General features: G+C 40.1%; 11 protein-coding genes, 2 tRNA genes and 1 pseudogene. All 14 read right to left on the reverse strand.

Going from position 1 to position 12830, the window contains the following annotated elements:
* Positions 1–10 precede the first annotated feature (10 nt).
* A pseudogene (locus HT689_RS09645) lies at positions 11–853 on the reverse strand (IS630 family transposase).
* Between the two features lie 301 nt (positions 854–1154).
* Positions 1155–2567, reverse strand: a complete 1413-nt coding sequence (gene sufB, locus HT689_RS01455) for a Fe-S cluster assembly protein SufB (RefSeq protein ID WP_173226571.1) — start codon at positions 2565–2567, stop codon at positions 1155–1157.
* A gap of 53 nt (positions 2568–2620) precedes the next feature.
* On the reverse strand, positions 2621–3061 hold the full coding sequence (sufU, locus tag HT689_RS01460; RefSeq protein ID WP_173226573.1) for a Fe-S cluster assembly sulfur transfer protein SufU: 441 nt from the start codon (positions 3059–3061) through the stop codon (positions 2621–2623).
* A complete protein-coding gene (locus tag HT689_RS01465) occupies positions 3048–4274 on the reverse strand; it encodes a cysteine desulfurase (protein WP_173226575.1) in 1227 nt (408 codons plus the stop codon). Before HT689_RS01465 ends, sufU begins: the two co-directional genes overlap by 14 nt.
* Positions 4275–4284: 10 nt before the next feature.
* A complete protein-coding gene (sufD, locus tag HT689_RS01470) occupies positions 4285–5547 on the reverse strand; it encodes a Fe-S cluster assembly protein SufD (protein WP_173226576.1) in 1263 nt (420 codons plus the stop codon).
* Positions 5548–5574: 27 nt separating this feature from the next.
* Positions 5575–6345: a Fe-S cluster assembly ATPase SufC gene (gene sufC, locus HT689_RS01475; RefSeq protein ID WP_000114489.1), complete on the reverse strand. Its 771-nt coding sequence runs from the start codon at positions 6343–6345 to the stop codon at positions 5575–5577.
* 150 nt (positions 6346–6495) lie between these two features.
* A complete protein-coding gene (locus HT689_RS01480; RefSeq protein ID WP_173226578.1) occupies positions 6496–6690 on the reverse strand; it encodes a DUF3272 domain-containing protein in 195 nt (64 codons plus the stop codon).
* A 27-nt stretch (positions 6691–6717) separates the two neighbouring features.
* On the reverse strand, positions 6718–8373 hold the full coding sequence (gene dnaX / locus HT689_RS01485; protein WP_173226580.1) for a DNA polymerase III subunit gamma/tau: 1656 nt from the start codon (positions 8371–8373) through the stop codon (positions 6718–6720).
* Complete coding sequence (locus HT689_RS01490) at positions 8373–8870, reverse strand: GAF domain-containing protein (RefSeq protein ID WP_173226582.1); 498 nt, start codon at positions 8868–8870, stop codon at positions 8373–8375. The genes dnaX and HT689_RS01490 overlap by 1 nt, the downstream gene beginning before the upstream one ends.
* Before the next feature lie 85 nt (positions 8871–8955).
* Entirely contained in the window at positions 8956–10158 is a 1203-nt protein-coding gene (rpsA, locus tag HT689_RS01495; RefSeq protein WP_001001631.1) for a 30S ribosomal protein S1, read from the reverse strand.
* 161 nt (positions 10159–10319) lie between these two features.
* A tRNA-Gln gene (locus tag HT689_RS01500) sits at positions 10320–10391 on the reverse strand.
* A 9-nt stretch (positions 10392–10400) separates the two neighbouring features.
* Positions 10401–10481 (reverse strand) — tRNA-Tyr (locus tag HT689_RS01505).
* A gap of 49 nt (positions 10482–10530) precedes the next feature.
* Positions 10531–10761, reverse strand: a complete 231-nt coding sequence (locus HT689_RS01510) for a DUF2969 domain-containing protein (RefSeq protein WP_000037113.1) — start codon at positions 10759–10761, stop codon at positions 10531–10533.
* 97 nt (positions 10762–10858) lie between these two features.
* Positions 10859–12826 carry a peptide ABC transporter substrate-binding protein gene (locus HT689_RS01515; protein ID WP_173226584.1) on the reverse strand — a complete coding sequence of 656 codons (1968 nt, stop codon included), beginning with the start codon at positions 12824–12826 and terminating at the stop codon, positions 10859–10861.
* Between the last annotated feature and the right edge of the window lie 4 nt (positions 12827–12830).

The raw sequence follows: 12830 nt of genomic DNA on the forward strand, positions 1-12830 counted from the left end.
ATAATTATAGTCATTTAGTTTTAAAAAAGCGTTCCAAACATTCAAAAATATTTGGAACTTCCCTTAATAAATCAGTCACTTTCTTTTTCAAGATAGCCAAGCTTGCTCAATAGGATTCAAATCTGGTAAATAAGGTGGTAAAGGTAAGAAAAAGTGTTTATCTTGAAGGTAAAGTTCATCCAAGATATGCTTGAGATGAAAACTAGCATTGTCCATAACAATGACATGAGGTGTCTTCAAAGCAGGCAGGAGTTGCGTTTTAAACCACTCCACAAAGAAATCGATTGTCATACTTTCCTTGTAAATCATGGGAGCTATAAACTCTCTGTCTACTTGTCCTGCAGCAATTGAAGTCCGCTCAAAACGCCGTCCGCTAATCTTTTCATAGACTTTCTCCCCTCTAGGAGCCCGTGCATAAGAACGATAGAGGTAGCGGTCGATTTCCGTTTCGTCATTATATACGATTGGTAAATCTTTTAGGCTATTCAAAATATCAAGAAACTCAGCGACTTTCTCTAGATCTTGTTCCTTAGAGCTAATCGTCTTTTTTAAAGTGACATGAATTGCTTTAAAGCTGTCCATACTGAAGGAACAGCGCAATCAAAATGTACCGCAATTTCCCGTAAAAAAGCGTCTGGATGAGCCTCTACAAAGGCTTTCAATTCTTCTAAAGGAATCTTTCGGTTTTTGACGACTCGCTTTTTCCTCTCTAAGTGTACTTGTTCACGTCTTTCTGTTCCCACGTGAAGAAAGTTCTGACGCCAACATCAAAAACTTTGGCTGCCTCGACATGGCTGTGGTCCTTTTTGATGTAATCTAAGGCTCCTTGTTTAAAATCTCTACTATATGCCATAGATTTATTAGACCATGCTTATTTTAAACTAAGCAACTATATCATGTCTTGAACTGACTATTTTATATATTGTCTTACTTCGTCTTCACAAAAATATATCAAAAATCAAAAGCGCTTAGGAAAAAACTCCATTTCATGAGAGAATGCAATAAATCTTCCCACAATAAAACGCATAATATCAAGTTTTTTTGAACTCCTGATATCATGCGTTTTTCTGTTCTTAAAATATTTTTTCTCAGTTTCTTGTTGTCACAAGTTCATCTTCAAAGTCCTTGATTTTGAGTAAATCTAAAATCAAATTTTATCCGACTGACCCTTCCATTTCATAGCTAATCAAGCGGTTGAGCTCAACGGCGTATTCCATTGGAAGTTCTTTAGTGAAGGGTTCAACAAATCCCATGACAATCATCTCAGTTGCCTCAGATTCTGACAATCCACGACTCATGAGGTAATAGAGTTGTTCTTCTGAAATCTTAGAAACCTTGGCTTCGTGTTCCAAAGCAACTTGTGAGTTGTGGATTTCATTAAATGGAATAGTATCTGATGCTGACAAGTCATCCATGATAATGGTGTCACACTCGATGTGAGAAACAGATTTCTTAGAGTTTTTGTTAAAGGTTACTTGTCCACGGTAGTCAACCTTTCCTCCACCTTTAGCGATGGATTTAGATACGATAGACGAGCTAGTATGTGGAGCGTTGTGGATCATCTTAGCTCCAGTATCCTGGTGTTGCCCTGCATTGGCAAAAGCGATCGAAAGCATGGTACCACGCGCCCCTTCTCCATCTAGGTAAACAGATGGGTATTTCATAGTTGTTTTGGCACCCAAGTTTCCATCAATCCACTCAACCGTGGCATCCTTTTGAGCTTTAGCACGTTTCGTTACCAAGTTATAAACGTTATCAGACCAGTTTTGGATGGTTGTATAACGCATATAAGCTCCATCCAAGGCAAAGATTTCTACGATGGCCGCATGCAAGCTGTTACTTGAATAAGTTGGTGCTGTACAGCCCTCTACGTAGTGGACACTTGCTCCTTCATCAACGATAATCAAAGTACGTTCAAACTGACCAGTATTTTCGTTATTGATACGGAAGTAGGTTTGAAGTGGAATATCTACCTTGACCCCTTTTGGTACGTAGATAAAGGTTCCACCTGACCATACTGCTGAGTTAAGGGCAGCCAACTTGTTATCTGTTGGTGGTACCAACTTGGCAAAGTATTGTTTAAACAAGTCTGGGTATTCTTTAAGAGCAGAATCCGTATCTGTAAAGATAATCCCCAATTTCTGGAACTCTTCCTTCATATTGTGGTAAACCACTTCTGACTCGTACTGGGCAGAGGCACCAGCTAGATAAGCACGCTCAGCTTCTGGAATCCCAATACGTTCAAAGGTTTCTTTAATCTTTTCAGGAACATCATCCCAAGAACGGGCTGGTTTATCAGATGGTTTTTGGTAGTAGATCAAGTCATCAAAATCAATCTCTGACAAGTCTGCTCCCCAAGTTTGCATGGGCATTTTTTTAAATGTTTCGTAAGACTTCAAACGGAACTCTAACATCCACTCAGGTTCTCCCTTTGCAGCTGATAGTTCACGAATGACATCTTCATTCAATCCTTTTCCTGTCGATAGGACAGGCTTTACATCATCATGGAAACCAAATTTATATTCACCAAGGTCAATTGGTTTTGGTTCTACTCTTTCTTCAGCCATAATATCCTTTCTTTCTTCATTTCTAATGATTCATAAGACAAAAGAAACTTGTCTTACTGATTTTCTTGATTTTCAATTGTTTTCTTCAGGGCGTTCCAAGCTAGGGTTGCACACTTGATTCGTTGAGGAAATTTGGCAACGCCTGATAAGAAAGCTGCATCTCCAAGTTGGTCTTGACGCTCATCTTTTTGCCCTTGAACCATTTCAGAAAAAATAGTCGCAAGTTCTAAAACTTCTTGCTTGGTCTTTCCTAAGACTGCATCTGTCATCATACTAGCAGAGGCAGTCGAGATGGTACAACCTGAGTTTAGAAAAGCGATATCCTCCAAGCAGTCATCTGCATTAAACTTGACAGAGAGGTTGATGACATCCCCACAGGTTGGATTGTTAAGACTGATTTGTTCAGCATCATCCAACTTCCCTTGATGATGTGGATTTTTCGAATGGTCCGCTACCACTGCCATATAAAGGCTATCTAGTTTAGAAAGTGCCATTGAAAAACTCCTTTGTCTTTTGTAGGGCATCGACCAGCTTGTCACAATCTGCCTTAGTATTGTAGATATAAAAACTTGCTCGGGCTGTTGCTGGAACTTCCAAATACTGGAGCAAAGGTTGAGCGCAATGATGACCTGCGCGAACAGCTACACCTTCATAATCCAAAGCAGTCGCAAGGTCGTGAGGATGAAGGTCGCCTAGGTTAAAGGCAATGACACCTGAACGTTTAGCCAAGTTCTGAGAACCGTAAATAGTCAATCCTTCAATCGCCTGCAGTTTTGGATAGACGTATGCGATTAATTCCTGTTCATGAGCTTCAATAGCATCCATACCAATCTTTTCCAGATAATCCACTGCCGCAGCAAGTCCAATTGCACCTGCCATATTAGGAGTTCCAGCCTCAAATTTCCATGGCAATTCCTTCCAACTAGCAGATTGCTCATAGACGAAATCAATCATTTCGCCACCAAATTCAAGAGGTGACATTTGTTCCAGATACTTTTCTTTACCGTAAAGAACACCGATACCAGTCGGACCAGCCATCTTGTGACCTGAAAAGGCAAAGAAGTCCACATCCAAATCCTGAACATCAATCTTCATATGAGGAGTAGACTGAGCACCATCCACCACCATGATAGCTCCAACTTGATGGGATAATTGGGTGATTTCTTTGATTGGATTGACCACACCAAGAACATTGGAGGCGTGAGCAAGGGAGACAAACTTAACCTTATCAGTCAATTTAACTCGCAAATCATCCATATCCAGAGCTCCGTCCTTGAGATAAACATAGACAAGCTCTGCCCCAGTCTTGCGGCAGGCTTCCTGCCAAGGAATGATATTAGAATGGTGTTCCATGACGGAAATCAAGACCTGGTCTCCCTCAGTCAAGACTTCCTCAGCATAACGCGCTACCCAGTTCAGACTGGTTGTCGTTCCTCTAGTAAAGAGAACTTCCTTTGTAGACCCTGCATTGATAAACTTACGAATGGTTTCACGAGCCGCCTCATAAGAAGCTGTCGCCCGTTCTGCCAAGGTATGAACGCCACGATGAACATTGGCATTGTCGTTCTCATAGTAGCGGTTAATCGTCTCCAGAACTGCTAGTGGTTTTTGTGTCGTCGCAGCATTGTCCAAATAGACCAATGGTTCATCATTAACAATCTGGTCTAAAATTGGAAAATCCTTGCGAATCACTTCTACATCTAACATCGACTTCCCCTTAGCGTTTTGACAATTTTTCTTCGATAGTTGCAATCATTTCATCACGAACTTCCTTGACTGGAATCTCAACGATAACAGAGCCAAGGAAACCACGAACAACCAAGCGTTCTGCAGTTGCCTTATCCAAACCACGGCTCATGAGGTAATACATATCTTCTGGATCTACCTGACCGATAGAAGCCGCGTGTCCTGCAGTTACGTCATTTTCATCAATCAAAAGAATTGGATTGGCATCTGAACGAGCTTGGTCTGAAAGCATGAGAACACGACTTTCTTGTTGCGCATCTGCTCCTTTAGCACCCTTGATGATGTGGCCAATACCGTTGAAAGTTAAAGTCGCTTTCTCAAGAATAACCCCATGTTGGAGGATATTTCCGATTGAGTTGCAACCATAGTTAGTCACTCGAGTATCAATTCCTTGTACCTGACGGCCACTTGAAAGAGCTACGACTTTAAGATCCGCATGGCTACCATTTCCAATCAAGTCGCTATCAAAGTCCGCAACGACGTTCCCTTCGTTCATGACACCGATAGCCCAGTCAATACTTGCATCGTTGCCTAATTTACCACGACGGCTAATGTAAGCAGTGACGTTTTCACCTAGACGGTCAATCGCAGCAAACTTCACTTGAGCACCAGAACGTGCAATCACTTCAACTGTGATATTTGCAGTTGCCTTAGCACTACCTCCACCACGTGACTCTAAACGTTCCAGATAACTAATCTTAGAATTTTTACCAGCGATAATCATAATATGCTTGTTAAACGGCACATCGCTATCACTATCTTGGTAGAAAATACCTTCGATTGGCTCTATGATTTCTACGTTATCTGGAATATAGAGTACAGCCCCACTGTTAAAGTAAGCTGTGTGGTAGGCTGCCAACTTATCATCGTCATACTTAACAGATGACATGAAGAATTCTTCGATCAACTCTGGAATTTCTTCTAAAGCTGAATGGAAGTCTGTAAAGACCACCCCTTGTTCAGCCAACTCAACTGGAATTTGTTCGAAAACAGTTTGAGTTCCAACCTGCACCAATTTCAAGTGGTTATCTAAAGCAGTGAAATCAGGAACATTTGTTGATGGCTCACTTTCTGTAATCGTTCCATCACCCAGATTCCAACGGTGGAATTTGACACGCTCAATAACTGGTAATTCCAAAGTCTCAATCTTGTCAAAAGCTTTTTGACGGAGGTCAGCCAACCAGCTTGGTTCAGCGTGCATTTCTGAAAAAAGTTTAATATTTTCTTTAGTCATTTACTTCTCCTAAAAGATACGAGGGAATTACAATTCTTCCTTGTAATCGTAGCCAAGTTCTTCAGCTAGTTTTGCGTATCCTTCACGTTCCAAACGCGCAGCCAATTCTGGACCACCTGAAAGGACAACACGACCTTCCATCATCACGTGTACCACATCAGGTGTGATGTAGTTCAAAAGACGTTGGTAGTGAGTGATAATCATAGCACCAAAGCCTTCACCACGCATAGCATTAACACCTTTAGAAACAACTTTAAGGGCGTCAATATCAAGACCAGAGTCAATCTCATCCAAAAGGGCAAAAGTTGGTTCCAACATCAAGAGTTGAAGAATTTCATTACGTTTTTTCTCACCACCAGAGAAACCTTCGTTGAGGTAACGCTCTGCCATTTCTTCTTTCATGTTGAGCAGTTCCATCTTCTCGTCTAACTTAGTGATAAACTCACGAACTGAAATCTTTTCATCATCTTCCTTACCAGCATTCATTGCTGCACGAAGAAACTCAGCATTGGTAATTCCAGGAATTTCTGATGGATATTGCATAGCAAGGAAAAGTCCCATACGCGCACGCTCGTCCACTTCCAACTCAAGGATGTTTACGCCATCAAACAAAACTTCACCTTTGGTAACTTCATAGTTTGGATTTCCCATGATAGCGGCAGAAAGAGTTGATTTACCAGTACCATTTGGTCCCATGATAGCGGCAATTTCTCCTGTTTTCAGGGTCAGGTTAACCCCTTTTAAAATTTCTTTTCCTTCAATCTCAACGTGAAGATCTTTGATCTCTAATACTGACATGATAGTTCCTTTCTTTTTCAAGACCTTTACAGTTCTTACTGGAAACATACTTGATTTCCCTAGAAAATACGGTAAAAGGTCAATAAATATACTTTTATAGTATAACAAAAAAAAGCCTAAAAGGCTTTGATTTTGTCTAGAAGCTGAGGACTAGTCTTTTCCTTTTAAATGCTTGTCAATGACATCTACTATTTTGCCCATCAAGTAACTGACTCGAAAATTTCTAAAGAGTAAAATGGCCCAAAAGGCTGCCATAATATAGCGACCAGTCATCCAGGCTTCATTGAAAAAATAGGTCTCAGCAGCTGTAAACAGTGCGATGATAATAAATTGTTGTCTATTCATAAACTTATTGTATCATGAAATCTTTCTTTAGTCTTCCTCTACCTTCACTTTATCAGCCAAAAATTCAAATCCTTCTGGAATCAGGCTTTCTTCTACTTCTTTTTCAGTTTGAGAAGATTTGGCTTTGGCTGAAAAGGCTGCGCGAACTTCTTTCCATTCCTCCATGGAAATGGCTAAAATCTCAGGTGAAAAACCTGCTGCCTGACTGAGGATATTGCCAAACATGGTGTTGAGATTGTCTCGTTTCATGGTTTGACCAGCATTGAAGTTAGATTCAAAAGCAAGAATGGCATGGTGTTCATTGGCCGCAACCGGTTGAGAACCAACTAGCAGAGCCTTATCAGGGCCTCCTAGACTTTCAATCACCTCTCCCCAGGCATTCTGCAAACGAATCAGATTTTGACGTGCTAAATCAGGATTTTCGACAGCCTCTTGTAAGATAGATTGAACTTTATTGCGATCCACACGATAGACTGTCTTACCTGCCGCTGGACGACTAGGAGCTGGGGTTATTGGCTTGGGCACCGTTCCCACATTGGCGAGTTCTTGTTTGAGACGGGCAACTTCCTGTCTAAGTGCAGAAATTTCATGTTCAACCGCCCCTGAAAGAGCTGGTTCAAGCTTGATTTCTGCCAAACGGATGGTCATCATCTCAGCGTAAATCTTGGGCTGCAAACTAGACTTAATATCTGCTAAACTGACTGTCGCCAAGCGAATCATTTCAAACAGATTTTCTTGAGGAAGTGTCAAATTTTCTACAAAGACTGGACTATGATGAGTGTTTTCTCCCCCTGTTTGGACAATTAACAAGTCTCTTAAATAGTGCAAAAGGTCGGTCACAAAACGAGTCATGCTCTTACCATTGTCAAAGAGAAGATTTAAGCAAGCTAAGGCTTTGGGAACATCCTGTTGAGACAAGGCGGCCACATAATCATCCAAGGCTGATAGGCTAATGGTGCCAGTAATTTCTTCAGAGATAGCAGTCGTCAGCTCATTTCCCTGTGTCAAACTCAGGGCTTGATCCAAAATAGACAAGGCGTCTCGCATTCCACCTTCAGCTCGTCTAGCAATGACTTCCACAGCCTCTGGTTCAGAACTGATATTTTCTTTATCTAAGATATAGTGGATATGTTCCTTAATATCCTGTGTTTTAATTGATTTAAATTCAAAACGTTGCACACGGGATAGAATAGTGGCAGGAATCTTGTGCAATTCAGTAGTAGCTAAAATAAAGACCACATTCTGTGTTGGCTCTTCCAGCGTCTTTAGAAGAGCATTAAAAGCCCCTGTAGACAGCATGTGAACCTCATCTATGATATAAACCTTATAACGAGCAAGGCTAGGCGCATAGGTAGATTTATCACGAATTTCACGAATTTCATCAACCCCATTATTAGAGGCCGCATCCATTTCGATGACATCTTCTAAACTACCATCCGTCACTGCCTGACAGATATAGCAGTTATTACATGGTTCACCACCCACTTGATTGGGACAGTTCATAGCCTTGGCAAAAATCTTAGCCACACTGGTTTTTCCCGTTCCACGAGGACCAGAAAAAAGATAAGCGTGACTTATTTTCTCTTGCTCTACCGCTTGTTTAAGAGTCTTAGCCACAACTTCTTGACCAACCAACTGAGAGAAGTTTTGACTTCTATATTTTCGATAAAGTGCTTGATACATTAGGCTTTCTCCTCAAACATTATAAAGTCCCATTCTGTCTTTTCAAGCAAAATAGCGACAAATTGTTCCAAATAATCTCGATCCATAGCATCATAATCATCAATCTCTGAAGAATCCAGATCCAGAACACCAAGTAATTGACCTTTCTTTACCATCGGCACGACAATTTCACTTTTAGCACGACTATCACAAGAAATATAGTTGGGATAAGTTGTTACATCTCCAACTAGAACAGTTTCCTGAAAGTGAGCTGCCTCCCCACAAACACCCTTTCCAAGTGCAATACGGATGCAGGAAACACCACCTTGAAAGGGACCCAAAACCAATTCCTTTCCATCGAACAAATAAAAGCCTGCAAATACAGTATTAGGAAAGCGTGATTTTAGAAGAGCACTGGCGTTGGAAAGATTTGCCAAAACATTGGTTTCGCCTTCCAATAAAAAAGAGAGTTCTTCATTTAACATTTGATAACGTGATTGTTTTTCTGATTCTAACATAGAACTATTATATCAAAAAAGGCTTACAGACAAAAGAAAAATCCCTTGTTTAGAAAACAAAGGATTTTGTGAATTTTCAATTTGATTAAAGTTCGATATCACCGAACAAGTCAGCCATTGAGAATCCTGTTTGTGTTTCTGGAAGTTCGAAATCACGTTTTTCTTGACGTTTTGGACGACGTGGACGAGCAGCACGTTTTTCTTCTTTTTGTCCTTCTTCTTGAGCTGGACGCTCTTCAAGAGCTTTAATAGAAAGTGATACACGTTCTGCATCTGCGTTAACTTCAAGAACTTTAACTTGAACTTCTTGACCAACTTTAAGAGCTTCTTTTGGATTTTCAATACGTTTGTGTGAAATTTGTGATACGTGAACAAGTCCATCGATACCTGGCAATACTTCAACAAATGCACCGAAGTCAGTCAAACGTTTAACTGTTCCTTCTACTACATCACCTTTAGCCAATTTTTGCTCAACGCCATCCCATGGTCCAGGTGTTGTTGCTTTAAGTGAAAGTGATACACGTCCTTCTTCTTCGTTAAGATCAAGGATTTTCACTTCAATCTCTTCACCAACAGTTACAACTGATTTTGGTGATACGTTACGCTCGTGTGACAATTCAGTCAAGTGAACCAATCCGTCAACACCACCAAGGTCGATGAAAGCACCAAAGCTTGTGATACGTGCAACTTTACCAGTTACAACATCACCAACAGCCAATTTACCGAATACTTCAGCGCGAGCTGCTGCAGTAGCTGCTTCAACAACTTCACGACGTGAAAGGATAAAGCGGTTTTCTTTAGCGTCAACTTCTTTGATTTTAGCGTCAAATTCTTGACCTACAAAACGCTCAGTGTTACGTACGAAACGAGTATCCAACATTGAAGCTGGGATAAATCCACGAACACCTTCAAATTCTACTGAAAGTCCACCTTTAACGGCACGAGTTCCTTTAACAGTAACAACTTCTTCTTCGCGACCAACAAGTTTGTCCCATGCTTTGCGAGCTTCAAGGCGTTTTTTAGATACAAGGTATGTAACTGTATCAGTATCTTTACCAACTACTTGACGAAGTACAAGAACATCCAATACTTCTCCTACTTTAACAAAGTCATTGATATCTGCATCGCGATCGTTTGTCAATTCGCGAAGAGTCAAGACACCTTCAACACCAGTTCCAGAGATTGCAACGTTAGCTTGAGTCGCATCAACTGTCAATACTTCAGCACTAACAACATCACCAGTTTCAACTTGGCTAACGCTATTTAGCAAATCTTCAAATTCGTTCATCTAAAAAATCCTCCAACAATCAAGTTTTTCTTAAACTTGACATACTTATAATTTTTTTCCTAAGCACCCGCAAGGACATGTTCATATCATTCACGTCTTTCAATTATAAAAATAAAATACCCTAAGATATTTTGCTTTTTATCTTGATTATTACCTAAGAACTGGGGTAGCTGGATTCGAACCAACGCATGAGGGAGTCAAAGTCCCTTGCCTTACCGCTTGGCTATACCCCATTGATAAAATGGAGAGAGAGGGATTCGAACCCCCGAACCCGAAGGAGCGGATTTACAGTCCGCCGCGTTTAGCCTCTTCGCTATCTCTCCTACAATCAACATGGACTATTATATCATGAAAATTTCAAAAAAACAAGACTTATTTTGCTAAATTATAATTTTCAATCAAAATTTCCACAGCTTTTTCCAATTTTTTATAAAAACTATCGACATTCCCATTCTTTATGATAGCAAATTGTCCGTCTAATTCGGCAATTTCTCCGATAACTTTTTTACCAATAGTCAACGTATAACCTTCAAAACTGTCTTTTCCTACATTAACTTTAGCATCTGCTACTTGAATTTCAATTTTTTTATCTTTCTTGCTCATTTCATACCTCTCTTCACTTTTTCTATTTTACAAGAAAATCCTAAAACTAGCAAGAAAAAACTCTATATCAGGCTTGTCTGACATAGAGTTTTCTACTTTATTTAATATGCTTTTCTAGTTCTTTTTGGTATTTACTATTGGATTCCAATTTTTCTTTTTGCCATTTTTTAAGAGCTTCGTCATATTCTTTTGTTGTAACAATATCTTTTTGCAATCTCATTCCTTTAAAGATATATGGATCCCCCTTAATACCAACTTGTGAGTATGGTTTTGAGAATGGTACTACGTTACTTACAACTGGAGAACCTCCAGATGAAGCTGTTGGCATCAATAATGAACTATCTGTCAACCAAGCTTGAGCTTTGGCATATTTTTCATATCTCTTCTCTAAGTCAGTGGTCTCAGAAACAGCATCTTCTAACAATTTCTTATATTGATCCAAACCAAGTTTAGCCACAACATCCTTATCTTTTCCTTTCGTAATACCAAGGTGTTTCATGGCAGAACCAGATTTTGGATCCATAATATTCAAGTAAGACGCTGGATCTTGATAGCTTGGAGCCCATCCTGTACTGTTCAAATCATAGTCTTTTTGAGAAGGAACACGCGCTTGTGATGTAATCGTTTCTTTTTCATTATCTGTCATTTGAAGTACATCGATGATAACATTTTCAGCACCAAGAGTTGATTCAATAGACTGTTTGAAAGAGTTGCTTTGTTGAACGGCGATAGTATCTGTTTGTTCAACCGGGACATCCAAGTGAATTGGGAAGGTTACCCCTTTAGATTCCAAGTCTTTCTTAGCTTTTTCGAAAGCAGCTTTAGCCTTGTCAGGGTTGTAGATAGAATCCTTACCATCCACTAACTCAACGCCTTTCCATTGGTCACCATAGTTCACCAACTCTGCTTGAGCGATTTGACCAAAGTTCTTACCACCAGCTTGCACAAAGTTATCTGGAACTAGACTATTACGAATAATCTTGTCCGCACCATCTTCACCGTTTAGCTGGGCAGCATACGAATGACGGTTGAAGGCAAAGTTGATAGCCTGACGGAAGTCCTTATTAAGCATAGCTTCTTTTGTAGAAGTCTTTTGCTCTTCACTTGTTTTCGCAGTTTTATTGTATGACTGACGATTTACGTTAAAAGTAAAGTAATAACTACTTGAGTCCTGTGGGCTATAAGTGATTTTATCTCCGTATTGTTCCAAAGTTGAAGCAAAGTTTGAGCTACTTGGGAAGAGACGGGCTGTCGTATAAGCACCAGAGGAGAAGCTACGGATCAAAGACTCCTGATCTGAACCATCGTAGTAGGTCAATTTAATCTTCTCGATTTTAACATTTTCTTTATCCCAGTAATTTGGATTTTTTTCATATTCAATCAAAGATTTAGAAGTCAATGTTTTTAAGAAATAAGGACCATTGTAGAGAATCCCTGCTGGGCTAACCTCTCCGTAATTCTTTCCTGATGCCTTCAAAAACTCTTCATTTACAGGCAACATCGTCGCTGTTGTAACTTTTGAATTCCAGAAACTTTCTGGCGCATTCAATGTATACTCAACTGTATAGTCATCCAAAGCTTTAACACCAACTGTAGAGAAATCATTGGTTTCACCAGTCATGTAGGCGTCCAAGCCCTTGATGGAATTTTGGATGAGAGAGACACCGTCTGACTTACCATCAGCCACGTGTTTTAGTCCTGTCACAAAGTCATGGGCTGTTACTTCTGCGTATTCTTCACCTTCTGAAGTGTACCATTTCACTCCTTTACGAAGTTTATAGGTATAAGTCAAACCATCTTTTGAGACAGACCAATCTTCAGCCAAAGAAGGAATAACATTACCATATTTATCATTTTCCATCAAACCATCAACGACATTCCCGATAATATCTGTTGTGGATGTACGCGTTGCTATGCTGTAGTCCAAGGATGCTGGATCCACTGCATAAACATAAGAAAATGTTGTCGGAGCATCTGCTTCTTTATCAGCTTTTCCACAGGCTGCTAAAAGAGCTGTTGTGCTTAGGATAAGTCCTGTTGTTAAAATCCACTTTTTTGATTTCATAAAA

Origin of the sequence: Streptococcus sp. 2342 (assembly GCF_013276795.1) — a bacterium.
Taxonomy (GTDB): domain Bacteria; phylum Bacillota; class Bacilli; order Lactobacillales; family Streptococcaceae; genus Streptococcus.